Raw genomic sequence first — 18,680 nt, forward strand, 5'->3', positions numbered from 1 at the left:
AGATCATGTAATTGTGGCGATCAGGTCTTCTGAAGCGTTTTCTTTATAATGATCCAAACCTACCGTTTTTAGAAAATTATTTGAAAATACTTTTGCCATTTCTTTGGAAAGTAAAGCAGACCTGTGTTCCATCCATTTTTTAGCATTATCCTGAAACATATGCTCTGCCAATTTCGGGAAACCCCAATCTGCATTCTTACCCCAATGAATTGTAAACGGAATACTATTTTCCTGTAAGACCTCGATCATACGTTTTGTATATTCTTCCAGACTCATTAATTCCTTAGACTTTTTCCATTGAATACCATCTATCTCTATCATACAAGTGAATGGAAATTTTGAAAAAGCTAATAAAGCATCCGACTTTTTTATAAACCGCATCGCAAAAATACCGGGAATAGGCCCTTCATTTTTGGTCAATTCAGTTAATACTTTAAGTGTTTTTGAAGCATCTTTATGATCTACTCCAAACGAGCAGGCAAAGGCACGCCCCTGATATCCTGCGTCCCAAAAAATTTCAGAAAGTCTTCCAACAATTTTTTCATCTTCTTTTGGTAAAATGGTATTATTCAAAGCCTTAACAAATTTTGGAATTGCTTTCGGAAATCTTTCAGAGATCTTTATAAACAAATAGATCAGGTCCCTGTACACAAATTCTTTCATAAAAGGTATAGGGTCTCCATGTTTCTCCTTATATAAAGGATCAAATTTCTTTTTGTATATAGCTTCTACAACATATTTGTCTTCATTACCGTAGGGATTAATGAAAACCTTGTAATGATAAGGGCGCAATGCATCTCCATTCGCATCTACTTCAGAAGGTATTTTAAAAGTAGTGTTTTTGAAGTCCAGCGTTGTTGCTAATTCCAGAGCCGTATCTTTATTGATCTTTTTTACGTATCGGGATAATAAAAATTGATCTTCAGCTTCAATAAGGATACCGTGAATAAAGCCAAATGATCCTAAACCCACCAAGGCTGCATTAAAAAGAGCATCATTTCTTATGATCTTTGCATTTATCTTGCCTGGTAAGACATCACTAAGGACAGGTTTTGTGTGACGTTCTAAGTAAAGAATATCTTCCGGGTTTGGACCAATAATCAAATTGAGCCCCACAACATAATCCTGAACAGATCCTACATCTATTGCAGAGCCATGAACTCCTGTCGAGATACAACCGGCAATAGTTTGCCCGTTACTCGCTCCGGTTGTTTTAAGAGATTTTCCAAGATCTTGGAGATACAATGATATTTCCTTGATCTGATTGCCACATTGAAAGAAAAAAAGATTTTCCTGCAAATAGTTGGAATCAGGATGCATTTCTGAAGCTAAAACAGGAAATTTCATATTCATAAATGAATTGAAATGCATTCTCTCTTCATGATGTGCGATAGAAGACATAGACCATTTTGATCCAATGGCTCTAAAACCCTCATTTTTATCTAAGGCTTCTTTTAAAAGTTTTCTGATTTCAGATGCCGCATCATTATATCTGTCTATACTGGACGGCATATTTCCTTTTTTTTCAAGCCTCGTGGATAGAAAAAGCTTTAGGTCAAAAGGGCCATTTTTATGAAGCGTATCCCATCGTTGTCTTTCTGTAATTTTAGTTGTTGCCATAGAAATATCAGTTAGATTCTTTTATACAAACATATTTTACCTTAACGGTACGTTTTCTGCCAAATGTCACTAAATAGAGGAGGATACCGCCAAAAGTACTTTTATACTCTACGGTATGTAATGCTCCGGATTCACAATCTCTGATGTTTATTGGATTTTCATCTGTAATCGTTTTCACTTTCACAACAGTATCCAGTTCTCGAACCCAAAGTCCGCTTAAAGCATCATCACGTTCGGTGTCGTCTGGCTCAGCTTGTCCATTGGAAACCTTTATTCTTGTAGAATAACAAGATAAAAGGACCAATATGGATAAAAGACCTATCACAATTTTAATTCTTTGCATGGTAATTTAATTTTAGTTATTGGCAAACAAATAGTTATAAGCCAATTTTAAAAATTAAAGTTATTGCATTCAGAGAAGATTTAGTAGAGGCTTTTCCCTGATTTTTTTAAAGCAAAAGCCCCACTATTCTGTGGGGCTTTTTATGTCTATAGCCTGTTTGTTAACTAAAATTGGTAACGCACGCCAAAAGCAATATCGAAATCTACATCATCTCTAAAATCTCCAAATCCAAACTCCGGCCTAAAATCTAATGAGAGTAATAGCGGAAAATCAAAATCATATTCAATTCCTATGTCTCCCGCTGCAAATACAAAAGTTTCATTATCAGGATTCCCCGGAAATGAATTGTCAAAGTCAATTTGTCCAACACCGCCACCAGCTCCTACATACCAATTAAAATTTCCATCTAATACCCAAACCCATTGATACAAAGCAGTAAGCTTAAAAGCATCAAAATCATTACTGCTACGCCAGCCTAGCGCAAATTCTAATCTATTATTCTCGCTAAGGGCACGTTGGTAGTTGATTTCAGTTCCAAAGCCATCACTGTCCCCTAAACGCAATCCTAATGCATTATCTGCAATATTTTGAGCTTCCATGTTCATTGAGAACGCAGCTACGGCAATCAAAATTAAAAAGGTGTTTCTCATAATTGTTTGTTTACGTTTTTTAACGTTTCAAAAGTAGAAGTATTATAAATCTAAGTTTGTTAATACTGTCCAAAAGTTTTTACGAGTTAATAGAAATTTTTGTTAAGAAGTATAATGTGTTTGTTACTTTTACAGTAGTTGTTATGAAAGAAGCATTTACCAATTTTAGTAAAGATTTTGAAGGAGAATTGTACTTCGATGCTCTTCACAGGTCTATCTATGCTACAGATGCTTCAGTATATCGAAAACTGCCACTGGCTGTTGCATTTCCTAAAACCGAAGAGGACATTCAAAAGCTTATCTGTTTTGCTAAAATACATAGTACATCCCTTATTCCCAGAACGGCCGGAACTTCTCTCGCAGGACAATGCGTAGGAGAAGGTATCGTGGTAGATGTTTCTAAGTACTTTACAAAGATCATTTCTGTAGATACAGAAAATAATACTGTTACAGTACAGCCCGGAGTGATACGGGATAAATTAAATAGTTATCTGAAACCTTTCGGATTGTTTTTTGGGCCTAATACATCTACTTCCAATCGATGTATGATTGGTGGAATGGTAGGAAATAATTCCAGTGGAACCACATCCATACAATATGGAGTAACACGCGATAAGGTTTTAAAGCTAAAAACATTACTTTCCAATGGAGAGGAAGCTGTTTTTGAACCTCTTTCTAAAGAAGATTTTGTTTCTAAAACCAAAGAGGATTCATTAGAAGGTGAGATCTATAAAATGCTTTATGCTGAATTGGCTTCAGAAAAAGTGCGAAAAGAGATCATAAAAGAATTTCCAAAACCTGAGATTCACCGCCGTAATACCGGCTATGCAGTTGATACATTACTTTCAACAGAAGTATTTTCTAATTCAGAAGAAAAAATAAACCTTTGCAAGCTTCTATGCGGAAGCGAAGGGACACTTGCTTTTACTACCGAGATCACCTTACAGCTTGATGCTCTGCCTCCTGAGGAAACTGTATTGGTAGTAGCACATTACAACACATTGGAAAATTGCCTGAATGATGTAAATAACGTTATGCAACATCAATTGCATACCTGCGAAATGATAGATGATGTGATTCTTGACTGTACCAAACAAAATAAAAAATTTGAACCACATCGTTTTTTTGTAGAAGGCACGCCAAAAGCATTGTTACTACTGGAATTAAAAGCAGATACACAAGATTCACTTCAGCAAAAGACAGAGAAGTTACTGGCATCTTTGAGTGACACTGCCCTTAGTTACAGCAAACCTGTTCTAAGAGGAGAGGAGATCAAAATGGCTATGGAATTGCGAAAAGCCGGCCTTGGGTTATTAGGTAATATGGTAGGAGATCGTAAAGCCGTTGCATGTATTGAAGATACTGCGGTTGCTTTACCCGATCTACCTGGTTTTATTACTGAATTTTCAGAATTAATGGGGCAATACAACCAGAAGGCAGTGTATTATGCACATGCCGGAGCCGGAGAGTTACACCTTCGTCCAATTCTTAATTTGAAGGAGCGAGAGGATGTTGAGTTCTTTAGAAAAATAACAACCGATGTTGCCAGGCTTACCAAGAAATATAAAGGATCTTTTTCAGGGGAGCATGGAGATGGTATTGTGAGAGCCGAATTTCTTCCTATGCTTATCGGGCAAAAGAACTACGAGCTGTTGCAGAGAATTAAAGATACTTTCGATCCTCAGAATATTTTCAATCCCGGAAAGATAGTTGATGCTTATAAAATGGATGAATCACTTCGATATGAAGTAGCCCGGAATGAACCAAACATTGAAACCTTCCTCAATTTTGATGATTCTGAAGGAATCCTTCGTTTATCCGAAAAATGCAATGGAAGCGGAGACTGTCGTAAAACAGCTGAATCTGATGGAGTTATGTGCCCCAGTTATCATGCAACCAAAAATGAAAAGGATACTACGAGGGCACGTGCCAATGCTTTACGGGAAGTCCTGACAAACCATGAAGCAGTAAACAAATTTGACTCCAGCCAGTTAAAAGAAGTATTTGACCTGTGCTTAAGCTGCAAGGCTTGTGCTACAGAATGCCCCAGTAATGTGGATATTGCAACTGCTAAAGCAGAGTTTTTGTATCAATACCAAAAAACAAATGGTGTTTCCAGAGAAGATAAGTTGTTTGCAAAGAGTAGTAGCTACCATAAAAAAGCATCAAAATTTCCCGGACTTGCAAATTGGGCCTTCACCAATTCATTTACAGCAAGTATTATTAAAAGAATTACTGGTGTTGCAGTAAAAAGAACATTGCCAAAAATTTCAAGTAAAAGTTTTAATAAAATACTAAAAAACAAAGAAAATCAAGTAGATATAAATAATAAAGAAGTTGTTTTGTTTGTAGATGAATTCAGCAACTATCTCGAATCTCATATTGCAGAAGATGCTTACAATTTATTAATAGGGTTGGGATATAAAGTAACCGTTGTAGACGAACTGGATAGTGCTAGAGCATTACTTTCAAAGGGTTTTTTGGAAGAGGCAAAGACAATAGCCAATAAAAACATAGCTGCTCTAAAAGATATAGTTTCCGTAAAAAGCCCTCTTGTCGGGATTGAACCGTCTGCAATACTGGGTTTTAGAGATGAGTACCTTCGTTTGGCAGATGATACTGTTTCAGCAAATGAAGTAAGCAAAAACACCTATTTGATCGAAGAATTCTTAGCTTCGGAAATTGAGAAAGGAAGTATCACTTCAGATCAGTTTACTTCAGAAGAAAAAAGAATCAAAATACATACACACTGCCATCAAAAGGCCTTAAGTACTCAAAAAGTAACTTTTGATATTTTAAATATTCCTGAAAATTACAGGCCTACGATTATTCCGTCGGGTTGTTGTGGAATGGCCGGGAGTTTTGGCTATGAGAAAGAGCATTATGATGTAAGCATGCAAATAGGGGAGTTAAAACTGTTTCCTGCTGTTAGAAAAGCTGCTGCGGATACTATCATTGCTGCTAATGGAACTAGTTGCCGGCATCAGATAAAAGACGGGACTCAAAGAGATGCACAACACCCTGTTACTATTTTGGCTAACGCTTTGCTTTGAAAGTTTAATGTGTTGTAAAAGCCGAGATTAGCTCTGTAAAATCTGAATTTTCCTCAGTATTTAGCCACTCATCCGGATTTGTGATTTTTTTATTGGAATTGAAGAAAAATAAATGCCAGCGTTCATTATTATATTCCAATGCTGACAGGTTCTCTACCCAATCACCACTGTTTAAATAGATACAGGATCCCTGATTTGTAGTTACTTTTTTAATAATAGGCTGATGGATATGGCCACATACCACAAAATCAAATTTATTCTGTATCGCGAGGTCTGAAGCTGTCTTTTCAAAATCCGAAATAAATTTTATGGCACCTTTCACGTTTTCTTTAATCTTTTTTGAAAGTGAATACTTTTCCTTCCCAAGTTTTTCCAGACAAGTATTTATAAGACGGTTTAGGAGTATCAATAGGTCATATCCCCATCCTCCAAGCTTTGCGACCCATTTAGCATGTTTTATGGATACGTCAAAAACATCTCCGTGAAAGAACCACGCTTTTTTACCGTCCAGATTGAGGATTAATTTATCGAGTACACGAATATTACCCATTTTAGTACCCGTAAACCTGCGCATCTTTTCGTCGTGGTTCCCGGTCAGGTAATATACCTGCGTCCCCTTTGCTGCGAGTGCAATTATTTTTTTTATTACCAACAGATGTGCTTTGGGGAAATATCGTTTTCTAAACTGCCAGATGTCTACAATGTCACCATTTAAAATCAGTTTTTTAGGTTTTACAGAATTTAGGTAATGGAGTACTTCTTTTGCATGGCAACCATAAGTACCTAAGTGTATATCGGAAAGGACAACAACTTCAGCTTTTCGTTTCAAGGGTAAATTTGTTTATACAAAGGACCAGAATTACCTTTACAGTAAGTTTATGTCATTGTTACGCTTTGTTATACGAATCGTTATCTTTTTTAGCAATTATTTCTAAAACATTAACTACATCGTTTATTTTTAGGATTCAATTATAAAATTTACATTTGTTGAAAACGGTTTTATGGCAGGAAATTCCTTCGGAAGCATATTCAAACTAACCACTTTTGGAGAGTCGCATGGTGAAGCTATAGGTGGAGTCATTGACGGCTGCCCTGCCGGACTGAAAATTGATTTTGAAGCCATTGAAACCGAAATGAATCGCCGTAAACCCGGACAGTCTGCTATTGTAACTCAACGAAAAGAGCCGGATACAGTTCAATTTTTGTCAGGTATTTTTGAAGGAGTCACTACAGGAACTCCTATTGGCTTTACTATTACGAATGCCAATCAAAAGTCAAAAGATTATTCCCACATAAAAGATACCTATCGTCCTTCGCATGCAGATTACACCTATGATAAAAAATACGGGATTCGGGATCACCGTGGAGGCGGAAGGTCTTCGGCAAGAGAAACTGCCTGTAGAGTTGCTGCCGGAGCTATTGCAAAACAAGTATTGAAAAATATTAATATAACGGCCTATGTTTCGGGAGTTGGGGAATTACAACTTCAGAAAAATTATTCAGAATTAGACTTTTCAGAAATAGAAAAAAACCCTGTTCGTTGTGCAGATCCGGTAATGGCTGCTCAAATGGAAACGTACATCAAAGAGATACGCAAACAAGGAGATACGGTAGGAGGGATGGTAACTTGCGTGATTCAAAATGTACCTGTTGGGCTAGGTGAACCGGTATTCGACAAACTACATGCAGAGTTAGGTAAAGCTATGCTTTCTATTAATGCCGTAAAAGGATTTGAATATGGTAGCGGATTTAAAGGAACACAACTAAAAGGAAGCCAACATAACGATTTGTTTAATGAGGACGGGAGTACTACGACCAATTATAGTGGTGGTATACAGGGAGGTATAAGCAATGGTGAAGATATCTACTTCAATGTTGCTTTTAAACCGGTAGCGACTCTAATGCAAAAGCAGGAAACCATAAATTCTGAAGGAGAGAAAGTAGAAATGCAAGGAAAAGGAAGACACGATCCCTGTGTAGTGCCACGTGCAGTAACTATAGTTGAGGCTATGGCTGCATTAGTATTGGCTGATTTTTGGTTACTCAATAAAAACGCTAAATTGTAAACTCAAATAAGAATAGATGAAAAAACTTGCATTACATTGGCAAATATTACTGGGAATGATCTTAGGACTCGTATTTGGGTTTATAATGACTCAGATATCCTGGGGAGTGGATTTTGTAACTGATTGGATAAAACCAATAGGTTCTATATTCATAAAGCTGCTCAAGTTGATAGCAATCCCATTGATATTAGCTTCTTTAATAAAGGGGATCTCTGATTTAAAAGATATTTCAAAATTTAGAGATATTGGTCTAAAGACCATCGTTATCTATGTGGGAACAACGATTGCTGCTATTACTATTGGTCTTTTACTTGTAAATGTGATGCAACCCGGAGATGGTGTTTCTGAAGAGACCATTGCAAAGATTACCGAAACCTATGCAAATGATAGTGACGTTCAGTCCAAGATAGCCGAAGCCGGAAAACAAAAAGAAAGTGGTCCGCTTCAATTCCTTGAAGATATGGTTCCTGATAATGCTTTTAATGCGATGGGAGATAACTCGCTAATGCTACAAGTGATTTTCTTCGCCATCTTTTTGGGTATTTCTATGTTGCTTATTGGAGAAAAACGGGCAAAACCTCTTAAAAGTTTATTTGATTCGTTAAACGATGTCGTTTTAAAGATGGTTGATCTAATAATGCTTATAGCTCCAATTGCTGTGTTTGCATTATTAGCAAATGTAGTAGTTAGTTCCGGAGACCCGGACCTTTTAATTGCGTTGTTAAAATATGCAGGAACTGTTGTTTTAGGACTGCTGCTCATGATAGTTTTCTATTTGCTTATAGTTGGTGGTTATACCAAAAAGAACCCTTTCTGGTTTTTAAAAGAAATAAGTCCGGCTCAGTTACTGGCATTTTCAACAAGTTCTAGTGCTGCTACACTTCCTGTTACCATGGAACGTGTCGAAGAACATATTGGAGTAGATAAAGAAGTTTCAAGTTTTGTATTACCGGTTGGCGCCACTATTAATATGGATGGAACCAGCTTGTATCAGGCTGTTGCAGCCGTTTTCATATCACAGGCACTTGCTTTTGATCTAACCTTTGCAGATCAGTTAACCATAGTGCTTACAGCTTTGTTGGCATCTATTGGCTCTGCAGCAGTACCCGGTGCCGGGATGGTTATGCTTGTAATAGTATTAGAATCGATAGGATTCCCCGCAGATAGATTCCCTATAGCTTTAGCACTAATCTTTGCAGTGGATAGACCATTGGATATGTGTAGAACAGTAGTGAATGTTACAGGAGATGCTACCGTTTCAATGATCGTCGCCAAATCTGTTGGCAAGCTTGGGAAACCTCGTGTTGAAGATTGGGATGAACATTACGAAGAAGTAAAATAACAGGATATTGAGATTATATAAAGATATTTTGTAGTTTTACTCCATCTTATTTAAAAATTGAACTCCTCAGGTTAGATTAATGTTCTAGCCTGATAGGCTATGAACCAAAAACCATAGTATGAGAGGAGTTTATTTATTTACAATTACATTATTTTTTTCTTTTTTAAGTTTTTCACAGGTAGGTATTGGTACTACAAACCCATCTACTGCTTCCATGTTGGAAGTTAGTAGCGCAATAGGGGATTCATCTTATGGCGGTCTAATGCCACCACGTGTTGTATCACAAACTGAACGCAATGCCGTCAATGCTACATCAATAGACCTTGGCTTGTTGATATTTGTATTGGAAACCGGTACTCTTGAAGTTTGGAACGGAATTTTTTGGGAAACGATCTACACGCTTTCAACACAGGCTCAGACTTTAGCGTTTCAGGATTTTGATTCAAATCTTACATGGAGTTATAGTGTAAGCCCTGGTTTTTATTCCGTAGGAACAGACATTTGGGATACAGTAAAAACTTTAGGAAACGGAACTCAGACAATTGATAATGTTTCAAATTATTACTTAGGCTGTCGGGATCTAAATAACCCCAATGGAGGAGGAAGTCTGCCTCACGAAATTGCCTTTGCTAATGTCGACATTTCGTCTATAACCAATACAAGAATAGCTTTTGATTATGATGTGTATGAATTTGATAATGGAGATGATGTTAGTTACGAAGTTTTCTATGACGATGTTGGACAAGGTCAGGTAACATTTATCAATGGAGCAGCTAATTTTTCAGAAGAAGGGACTATAACACTCGATATTCCCGGTTCGGTCACCAATGTGCGACTGATTCTAACAATTCAACAAAACGGGGATAGTGATTATGCCGGTTTTGATAATTTTAGAGTTTATGGGGAATGAAAAAGGCCTTGTCGCAAAGCGATAAGGCCTTCAAGGATAGAAAAATATAATATTTATCCTTCTTTTTGAATCTCAACTGCATGTGGGTATGGAATTTCAATACCGGCAGCATCGAGTGCTTCTTTAGCTTTTTCTAAAGTCTCAAAATAGACATCCCAGTAATCTTCGGATCTAACTGAAGGCCTTACAGCAAAATCAACAGAGCTTTCTCCCAAAGCGGTTACTTCTACCATAGGAGCTGGTTCTTTCAGTACTTTTTCCTGAGAGGTCAATACATTCATTAAAACATCTTTGGTCTGTTTTATATTAGCATCGTAAGAAACCCCAATCACATGAAATATTTTAAGAACACCTTCAGCTGTATAGTTTGTAATATTTCCATTGGACAAAGCGCCATTTGGGATAATGACCAATTTATTTTGAGGCGTAAGAATCTTAGTTGTAAAGATCTCAATCTCTTTTACATTACCTAATTCTCCCTGAGCTTCTATGAGGTCTCCAACTTTGTACGGTTTAAAAAGCATAATTAATACCCCGCCGGCGAAGTTTGATAAAGATCCCTGCAAAGCCAGCCCAACTGCCAGTCCTGCTGCTCCTAAAACAGCAATAAAAGAGGTAGATTCAATTCCAATTTGTCCTAAAACAGCTATGAATAGCATTATCTTTAATATCCAGCCTATGAGATTTGTTAAAAACTTTTGAAGGGTTTCATCCATCCCACGCTTTTTTAAGGCTTTTTTCGTTGCTCTTAAAACAAGCTTTATAATCCAAAGACCGACAATGAGCAGTAAGATTGCTCCGATTATCTTTGGTGCATAATCGATTAGAATGTCTTTAATTTTGTCAATATATGTTGATGCGTCTTCCATAATTTTTTTTTAACGTCTAAATTTATAAAACAATTTACTTCTAATACTTTCTATTTTTGAATTTTCGTTTAAAGTGTGAAAAAATACTTTATCAGAAAGAAATGAACTTTTTTAAGAGATAGTTTCATATATAAAGAGAATTATTATCTTTATTTTATCATAAAACACCAGCCACTATGAACGTTTGCTTCATTATGTATCCTTGGGAAGAAATTGTACCTGAGGACGATTCAACTTTAGCTATGATCCACGAATTTGTTAAGCGTGGACACGGATTAGCAATTACAACGCCTTCAAACTTAACAATTCGTGACAGCGTAGCCTTTGCTTTTTCAAAGTGTATTAAACGGAAAGACAAAATTTCTTCAAGTTTGAAATCTTTTCATAAGAATGCAGAATTTTATGACGAAATGCTTCCAATGGCCGGCTTCGATGTAATTATCCTCAGGAGTAATCCGCCATTGGATATGATCATGCTGAACTTTTTGGATTCTGTAAAGGATGATGTTTTTATTATGAATGATCTGGATGGGATTCGTCGTGCCAATAACAAGTTATATACTGCAGTCTTTGAAGATGATAAGAACGAGATAATTCCACGTACGCATGTTACCAAAAATAAAGAATACCTTAAAAAAACGATCAAGGAAGGACCTGATAAAATGATATTGAAACCACTGAATGGTTATGGTGGTTCCGGGGTGATCTTAATAGAAAAACGAGCAATGATAAGTATTAATTCGTTGCTGGATTTTTACATTGACAACAAAGACGGAACCTCAAATTATGTGATCCTGCAAGATTATATCGAAGGTGCAGATCAGGGGGATGTTCGTATTTTAATGCTAAATGGGAAACCAATAGGTGCAATGCGACGTGTGCCGGGAGATGAGGACCATCGTTCAAATGTAAGTGCCGGAGGCACTGTTAAAAAGCATTCACTGTCAAAACAGGAAAAAGAATTATGCCGCCGTATTGGTCCGAAATTAGTAAAAGACGGGCTCTATTTTGTTGGTATTGATGTGATCAACGAAATGCTGGTAGAAGTAAATGTAATGTCACCGGGAGGTATCACTTATATGAACCGTGTTTACAAGACTCGCGTACAAGAAAAAATAATTGATTTTATTGAAGACAAAGTAGTGGAACGTGTTGCAGCTTTTGAAAGAAGGCAAAAACTTAGAAAACATGTTGATGAAGCCTAATGGAAAGATTATCAGTTTCAGAGATCATACAAAAAATTGAAGCAGAAGCAATCTTTGAAGCTGTTGCCGAAGATTATTCCTTCACTATAAAAATTGATGAGTATGTTCCGTATGCATGCGGAGCAATTCACGATGGACACCAATTCAGAAAAGAGCTTTGGGATAATTGCCTGCATACCGAGTATGACCGTTGGTTTGAAGAGGACCCTTGTACTAAAGAATTTGTAAAAACACATCCCATCCTAATAGCAGGCTGTGATAGTCGTTTTGAATATGACTTGAACCGGGACACTGAAAATGCTGTCTTTGAAACCGCATGGGGGAAAGAACTGTGGAAAACACCTTTAGATGAGGTTCAACATAGAAAAAGCTTAGAGAAACATTTTGCATTCTATAGTGTTGTAAATGCATTGATCAAAAAGCTGGAAGATCTATTTGGGATGGTAGTTGTATATGATATGCATTCTTATAACTGGCGCAGATGGGATCGGGAAGTGCCTGTGATTAACCTGGGAACAACGAATATTGACAATGAACGTTTTGGAGATGACGTAGAAAGTTGGAGGCAATCGCTTTCAGAATTGGAGCTGCCACATGGAATTAAAACAACTTCAAAGATCAATGATACTTTCTTTGGAAATGGATATTTTCTGAAATTCATTACTCAGAACTTCAAAAATACCTTAGTTTTGGCAACTGAGTTTAAAAAAATATACTGCGATGAGCTACAGCAAATTATTTATCCTGAGGTAGTTTTAGCCATTGAAGAACAACTTCAGATGAAGATAAAAGAACATGCTGAGGCTTTTTATAAAGCACATAAAAGATTATAATGACCTACCCGGAAACAATCATAGAAACACACCCTAACTTATATAAGATTGATTATAACTTAAATAAGATGGTTCAAAAGATTGAACTCCTTAATTATATCAACCCTATTAATATTGAACAGGAAAAACGCAATTTCTTTGCTTCAAAATACAATACCGTCCCAAATTTCAAGTATCGCAAAATTGATTTTGATGCACATAAACTGCAACAGGAGCTTTTTTCACAGAATATTGATAGTATTAGAGATGAAGAAGCACGCAATTTTTATCGGGATGTTATTTATGATTATTCGGGATTGATCCAATGTATAGAAACCATTGGTAAAGGAAAGAAGTTTTATTACAATGCTTTGAAATCTTTTGGAACTCCCAGGCAAAAAGATGTAGAAAATGCACAATTTATCCTTCATTTCAAGGACGAAGCGTACGATCAGGAAATGTTTCCGGTATTTAGTGCCGAAGAAGCAGCCGATTATTTTAAAGAATTTGCCAGAAAATATGATTTCGACCTCAATATAAAACTATCTACAAAGATTACGGCAGCTGCCATGGTGCAAAACAATACGCAGCGGCTTATCTTAAAGAAGAACCACCGGTATAGTGCCAATCAACTAAAAGTATTGGCCAATCACGAGATTGGTGTCCATTTGGTCACTACATTCAATGGACTAAAACAATCATTAAAGATATTCCACAATGGTTTTCCCAACAATGTTAAAACCCAGGAAGGGTTAGCTGTATTCAGTGAATATATGAGTGATTGTTTAACATTATACCGTTTAAAAGAACTGTCGTATCGTGTGTTGGCAGCAGATAGCCTTAATAAAGGCTTCAACTTTTGCGATACTTTCGACCTGCTTCACAATCAATATAAGCTAAATAGAGAAGAGGCCTATAATATTTCATTGAGGGCACACCGCGGAGGTGGATTAACAAAGGATTATAAATACCTGACCGGACTTAAAAGGATTTATAATTACTATATGGACGGCGGTAACCTTGACCTAGTATTAGCAGGAAAAGTTTCCATCAAATATCGAAAAATGGTAAAAAGATGGCAAAAAGAAGGATTGTCGCAGGAGATCACTTATCGTAACGAAGCGTTTATCGAAAATAGCAACAGCAACAAAACGATAGATTTTATTCTTCAGAATTTGAAATAAAAAAGCGGATAATTTCTTATCCGCCTTTAAAGCAGTGTTACAGGTTTATTCGTTTCGATTTTGGATACTTGACCGTATAAGTGAATTCTTTTTTACTTGTAGCATTAGGCATAAGTTCTAATTTCCACTTTAAAATACCGGTTTTGCCGTCATATGAAGCATCTCCCTTTTCAATATCAGCTACTTTGATCTCCTTGTTTTGAGAAATAGGAATTCTATCTTCCAATAAAAGTCTTATTGCTGATTTCTTGCTGTTTTTTATTTCAACCCTATAACCTTTATCAATAATTCGATTATTCCCTAAAAAGGACTTACTTTTAAAATTATCGATCTTTTCTCGCTTGATGATCACTGAAGGGTCTATACCTAATGAAACGTTTAAACTATCTGTAGTTGCTAATGGATTGAGTTCTGTCTTTCCTGCGTAGCTACCTTCAAAGTATATATTGGCTTCGCCGTGAAGCAGGTCATAACGTTCCCAATCCATTATGGTAGCAGTTAGGAACACATTCTCATTTAGTTCAGGAGCGGCATAATGCTGGTATATTGCCGGAAGTGCAAATTTATCTACTTCAATTACGGTGATCTCAGCATTGGAATCGATAGAATATTTTTTTGCAATTTCAAAACGTACAGAAGTTATACCACTTTCTTTGACAGCACCGGAACCGGTTATTTCAACACCAGCTGCTTTTCCTTGCAGTTCTCTGTCCATTTTTTTGTTTTTCCTCACACTACTTCTTCTATACCCAGTAACAACAACCTCTTGTAATAACGCTCCTGCTTCTAATTGTACATTGATCACGTTTGAATATATAGGGAGTTGTTTGGATTCAAATCCTACATAACTAAATGCCAATTCTCTACCACCGTTTACAGTTATAGTATAGTTGCCGTCAAAATCGGATTGTGTTCCGTTTGAAGTACCAACTTCAATTATGTTCACACCAGGTAAGGGTAGCCCGGAATCGTCCAATATGGTTCCACTTACATTTCTAATTGTTGGATTGTATTTGTAGCTGGCACTTTTTATGGCAGAAGTAGCATTGTAATACCTATTTACAAAATTGAGATACTTTGGAAGTATTTGAGGTTTTATATTATTAGTGTTTGGGTCACCTGTAGATAAGACGATCTTCACATTTTCCCAATCGGTACCGCTTTGTTGGTATACATTTGCTTTATAAGAAAGTTCGATAGGAGAAGAGGTATTGACCGCTCTGATATCATACAGAGGAAACCATCCTGCATTCTTAATCGTATATTTTATGTTCAATATAAGGTTCGTTGCTATATTCGCATCTAATTTCAAATTGATCTCTCCTCGTTTTTCTTTTTTAAAATCTTCTAACTTAGCTAATTCATTGCCATTATCCAGGAGTTGTTGCTCTATTTCATCAATAGAAAGTTTCTCTTTATAAATAGCATTTTTTATTTCAGTGATTCTCTTTCTGTAATAAGCAGACATTTCTTTTACCTTTTCCAAAGACAGATCGGTCGCATCACTATTAATGCGTTGATTTTTTTTCAGCAATTGTAGCTCTTCTTCATATCCCGAAATGGTATTCTGAATGGACATTCGTTCCCATTTCAATTGTTTGAGTTTTGCCTCGATTAATTTGTATTCTTCAGAAAGAACTTTCTTTTCCAAATAATCTATATTGAAATTTAGTGCTAAAATAGTTGCATCCTTCAATCCGGAAACCTGAATGCTGCTTTCATCAATGTCTGGTGATAAATTATTGAAAACCAGTATGTTTTCTCCGGGTTTAATATTCACTGAAGCAATCCGTTCAATGGAAGCTCCTTCAAGGTAAACAGTAACTTTTTCAATTTTTGAAGGTTTTGGTTGAATTTCGGATCCAAGAAGAAAACAAGGAGTCAATAATAAGAATAGTAGTACTTTTTTCATGATGTTAGTGTTTTAGATTCATTGTAAAACTACCCTCTATAACACCAATGTGAAAGTTCGATTTAGGCAAGTAGCCGTTTGGAGGAGGGAACACATCCTTTCAAATAGCTTGCTATAAAAACTTAGCTTTTAATTCGGGAGTAGGGATCATGCAGCTTTCTTTTTTACCGTACCATTTATAGCGGTTTCTGGCAATATAATCGTAGACCCAATTCCGTATAAAGTTAGGGATGACCATAAAGACGTAAAGGAGGGGGTATCCCCCAGAAAGGTTTTTCGCAATTTTCAACGCAGCGGTAGACCTTTCATAGTGAGCGTCGCCATCGATCAGGATGATAGAATCGGTTTTTGGTGTGTCGACCCCGTGTTTCTTAATAAATTCGGCCCCGGCATCGCTTTGCAAAGCTGCAAAACGAAAAATATCTTTTCTGTCTCGTTTTATAATAAAGGTGACTGAACTATTGCAGAGATTACAAACTCCGTCGAAAAGAATAACTTTATGTTTCTGTTTATTGTGCATCAGACTTTTTCTAACTCTTCCATATTTACATTAGTCGTAAACATTCCATAGTTCACAATCGCTTTATTTTTTTCAATAGTATCGATAGTACCAATTGCCCTGCCTTCAATCATTCGCACCCTGTCACCAACTTTTAAGGCTACCTTGGGTTTTGGGGGTGGTGCTTTTTTTGCTTCTTCTTTTTCTTTCTTTTTACGTTTACGTATCACTTCAACCTTCTTTTCAACCTCCTTCATCGTAATCTGTTTCTTAGCTTTTTCCTTTTGCTTCACTTTAGGAGCTACTTTTTTTCGTTTACTGTTTTCAACCATCACCAGCTTCATTAATTCATCGACCAGCTGCTTTTTGCGTTTGTTGTTGAAATACCTTTCTGAAAGTACATCGAATTTCTTTCCAAGGCTTATTAATTTTTGATTGGCGTCATATAACTCCTGATAACTTTCCAACTTTTCCTGCACACGAGCATTAATCTCTTCCAACTGTTTGCTTTCTTCACGGGCTTTCTTTGTAGATGTCTCTAAATTCTCTGAAGTTTTCCGAAGCTTTGAGCGTTCTCTCTGGAGATTAGCGATCGTCTTATCAAATCGGATCTTCCCACGTTCGATCTTCTTTTTCGCTTTATTGATTAAACTATAGGGAATCCCATTTTTTTGTGCTACTTCAAAAGTAAAAGAGCTTCCGGCTTCACCCAGATGTAATTTATATAAAGGCTCCAGGCTTCTGCTGTCAAACTGCATATTGGCATTCATCGCGTCCGGTAACTCATTGGCTAATAACTTTAAATTCGTATAATGAGTGGTAATGATTCCAAAAGCTTCTCTTTCGTAAAAGACTTCTAGAAAAGTTTCAGCTAAAGCACCTCCCAGTTCGGGATCGCTACCGGTGCCAAATTCATCAATTAAAAAGAGTGTATTCTTATTACACTTTTTCAGGAACTGGTTCATTTTCTTTAAACGGTAGCTATAGGTACTCAAATGATTTTCAATAGATTGATTGTCCCCAATGTCAGTCAGTACCTTATCAAAAAAGCATAATTCACTTTGAGGGTCACAGGGAATCAACATTCCGCTTTGAAGCATCACCTGTAATAAGCCAACAGTTTTGAGCGTGATACTTTTTCCTCCGGCATTGGGACCAGAAATTACAATGATCCGCTTTTTAGGTAGTAATTCTATGGTCTGCGGAAATGTTTTTTCTTTTCTTTTTTTATTTGAAATTAAAAGGAGTGGGTGATAAGCCTTATTGAGATACACCCTTTTTTCTAAAGTCAACAACGGTAAAACGCCATTTATAGCGATTGCATATTTCGCTTTGGCGTAAAGAACATCTATATATATAAGGTATTTCTGGTAGCTGTCTAAAAGTGTCTTATAGGGTCTGCAGAATTCGGTAAGAGCTTTTAAAATACGTTTTATTTCTTCCTGTTCTTCATATATCAAATTGCTTAGCTCGTTGGCGAACTCTAATGTATCTTGCGGTTCAATATAAACAATGCTTCCGGTTTTAGAATTTCCCAGAACTGCGCCGTTCACTTTGCGACGGTGCATTGCTTTTACAGCTAATACACGTCTATTGTCTACAACAGTTTCTCGAATTTCATCCAGATATTCAGCCTGAGCATAGCGAGTGAGGGCTTTGTTGAATGAAATATTTATTTGTCCTTTAACCACACTTAGGCGCTTTCGAATCGCAGCCAATTCTGTAGAAGCATCATCCCTTACTTCTCCAAAGCGGTCGATAGCCTTTACAATCTCATCACTGATCAATGAAGTGTAACTGACATTTTCGGAAAAATCATTCAGATATACATAGAACTCTTCAAACTTTTTGAAGAATTTAAGAAGCGTTTTGGTAGTCTCGGAAACACTTAAAATCCTTCTAAAGCCAGAAACTTCCAATACGCTATTCTCTATATCTAATAATTGGAGTTCTCTAAAGATAGGTTCGAAGCCATGATTTGGAATGCGATTGTCACCTTCAAAGGACGCAGTAAATTCTTTTACCCGGTGTAGTTCAGAAGCAATAAGTTCGGCATCTTTAAAAGGAGCAATGGACAAGGATCTTTCTGTTCCCGGTTCGGTAATGCAAAAGTCTGAAACTTGTTGCAAAACAGAAGAGAATTCCAAGTCTTCCAAAGTTTTTTTATCAATGCGGATCATTCCCTTTTATTCTTGTAATTTTACGTTTCTGATGC

At 36.6% G+C, this 18,680-nt stretch carries 15 protein-coding genes; 7 read left to right on the plus strand and 8 right to left on the minus strand.

Going from position 1 to position 18,680, the window contains the following annotated elements; genetic code table 11:
- Window positions 1-3: 3 nt before the first annotated feature.
- The 3 genes from ACY2RT_RS00565 to ACY2RT_RS00575 all read right to left on the minus strand — a co-directional run bounded on the left by ACY2RT_RS00565 (window position 4) and on the right by ACY2RT_RS00575 (window position 2,613).
- Window positions 4-1,620, minus strand: coding sequence for an FAD-binding oxidoreductase (locus ACY2RT_RS00565; protein ID WP_490153917.1), 1,617 nt, complete (start codon window positions 1,618-1,620; stop codon window positions 4-6).
- Between the two features lie 7 nt (window positions 1,621-1,627).
- On the minus strand, window positions 1,628-1,963 hold the full coding sequence (locus ACY2RT_RS00570) for a hypothetical protein (RefSeq protein WP_490153918.1): 336 nt from the start codon (window positions 1,961-1,963) through the stop codon (window positions 1,628-1,630).
- Window positions 1,964-2,127: 164 nt separating this feature from the next.
- Complete coding sequence (locus ACY2RT_RS00575) at window positions 2,128-2,613, minus strand: hypothetical protein (protein ID WP_490153919.1); 486 nt, start codon at window positions 2,611-2,613, stop codon at window positions 2,128-2,130.
- A gap of 143 nt (window positions 2,614-2,756) precedes the next feature.
- Between ACY2RT_RS00575 and ACY2RT_RS00580 the strand changes: the two genes are divergently transcribed.
- Window positions 2,757-5,666, plus strand: coding sequence for an FAD-binding and (Fe-S)-binding domain-containing protein (locus ACY2RT_RS00580; RefSeq protein ID WP_490153920.1), 2,910 nt, complete (start codon window positions 2,757-2,759; stop codon window positions 5,664-5,666).
- A 4-nt stretch (window positions 5,667-5,670) separates the two neighbouring features.
- On the opposite strand, the gene ACY2RT_RS00585 is transcribed toward ACY2RT_RS00580, so the two are convergent.
- Window positions 5,671-6,495 (minus strand): UDP-2,3-diacylglucosamine diphosphatase, encoded by an 825-nt coding sequence (locus ACY2RT_RS00585; protein WP_490153921.1) that lies wholly within the window; start codon window positions 6,493-6,495, stop codon window positions 5,671-5,673.
- Window positions 6,496-6,667: 172 nt separating this feature from the next.
- Between ACY2RT_RS00585 and aroC the strand changes: the two genes are divergently transcribed.
- The 3 genes from aroC (at window position 6,668) to ACY2RT_RS00600 (ending at window position 9,984) form a co-directional block, all read left to right on the plus strand.
- The gene (gene aroC / locus ACY2RT_RS00590) at window positions 6,668-7,732 is read left to right on the plus strand and encodes a chorismate synthase (RefSeq protein ID WP_490153922.1); all 1,065 of its coding nucleotides are present in this window, start codon (window positions 6,668-6,670) and stop codon (window positions 7,730-7,732) included.
- A gap of 16 nt (window positions 7,733-7,748) precedes the next feature.
- Window positions 7,749-9,074: a dicarboxylate/amino acid:cation symporter gene (locus ACY2RT_RS00595; protein WP_490153923.1), complete on the plus strand. Its 1,326-nt coding sequence runs from the start codon at window positions 7,749-7,751 to the stop codon at window positions 9,072-9,074.
- 118 nt (window positions 9,075-9,192) lie between these two features.
- Window positions 9,193-9,984 carry a phage tail-like protein gene (locus tag ACY2RT_RS00600; RefSeq protein WP_490153924.1) on the plus strand — a complete coding sequence of 264 codons (792 nt, stop codon included), beginning with the start codon at window positions 9,193-9,195 and terminating at the stop codon, window positions 9,982-9,984.
- Between the two features lie 53 nt (window positions 9,985-10,037).
- Here ACY2RT_RS00600 and ACY2RT_RS00605 read toward each other — a convergent pair whose 3' ends face one another.
- On the minus strand, window positions 10,038-10,853 hold the full coding sequence (locus ACY2RT_RS00605; RefSeq protein ID WP_490153925.1) for a mechanosensitive ion channel family protein: 816 nt from the start codon (window positions 10,851-10,853) through the stop codon (window positions 10,038-10,040).
- A 176-nt stretch (window positions 10,854-11,029) separates the two neighbouring features.
- On the opposite strand from ACY2RT_RS00605, the gene gshB reads away from it, so the two are divergent.
- From gshB to ACY2RT_RS00620, 3 genes are read left to right on the plus strand one after another with little or no spacing between them, the layout of a single operon-like run.
- Window positions 11,030-12,058 (plus strand): glutathione synthase, encoded by a 1,029-nt coding sequence (gshB, locus tag ACY2RT_RS00610; protein ID WP_490153926.1) that lies wholly within the window; start codon window positions 11,030-11,032, stop codon window positions 12,056-12,058.
- Window positions 12,058-12,891 carry an N-formylglutamate amidohydrolase gene (locus ACY2RT_RS00615; RefSeq protein WP_490153927.1) on the plus strand — a complete coding sequence of 278 codons (834 nt, stop codon included), beginning with the start codon at window positions 12,058-12,060 and terminating at the stop codon, window positions 12,889-12,891. Before gshB ends, ACY2RT_RS00615 begins: the two co-directional genes overlap by 1 nt.
- A complete protein-coding gene (locus tag ACY2RT_RS00620) occupies window positions 12,891-14,054 on the plus strand; it encodes a peptidase MATCAP family protein (RefSeq protein WP_490153928.1) in 1,164 nt (387 codons plus the stop codon). The genes ACY2RT_RS00615 and ACY2RT_RS00620 overlap by 1 nt, the downstream gene beginning before the upstream one ends.
- 37 nt (window positions 14,055-14,091) lie before the next feature.
- On the opposite strand, the gene ACY2RT_RS00625 is transcribed toward ACY2RT_RS00620, so the two are convergent.
- The 3 genes from ACY2RT_RS00625 to ACY2RT_RS00635 all read right to left on the minus strand — a co-directional run bounded on the left by ACY2RT_RS00625 (window position 14,092) and on the right by ACY2RT_RS00635 (window position 18,645).
- On the minus strand, window positions 14,092-15,966 hold the full coding sequence (locus ACY2RT_RS00625) for a mucoidy inhibitor MuiA family protein (RefSeq protein ID WP_490153929.1): 1,875 nt from the start codon (window positions 15,964-15,966) through the stop codon (window positions 14,092-14,094).
- A 112-nt stretch (window positions 15,967-16,078) separates the two neighbouring features.
- Window positions 16,079-16,486, minus strand: a complete 408-nt coding sequence (locus ACY2RT_RS00630) for a thiol-disulfide oxidoreductase DCC family protein (RefSeq protein ID WP_490153930.1) — start codon at window positions 16,484-16,486, stop codon at window positions 16,079-16,081.
- Window positions 16,486-18,645, minus strand: a complete 2,160-nt coding sequence (locus tag ACY2RT_RS00635; RefSeq protein WP_490153931.1) for an endonuclease MutS2 — start codon at window positions 18,643-18,645, stop codon at window positions 16,486-16,488. Before ACY2RT_RS00635 ends, ACY2RT_RS00630 begins: the two co-directional genes overlap by 1 nt.
- Between the last annotated feature and the right edge of the window lie 35 nt (window positions 18,646-18,680).

Source organism: Ulvibacter sp. 2210JD10-4 (assembly GCF_058148525.1).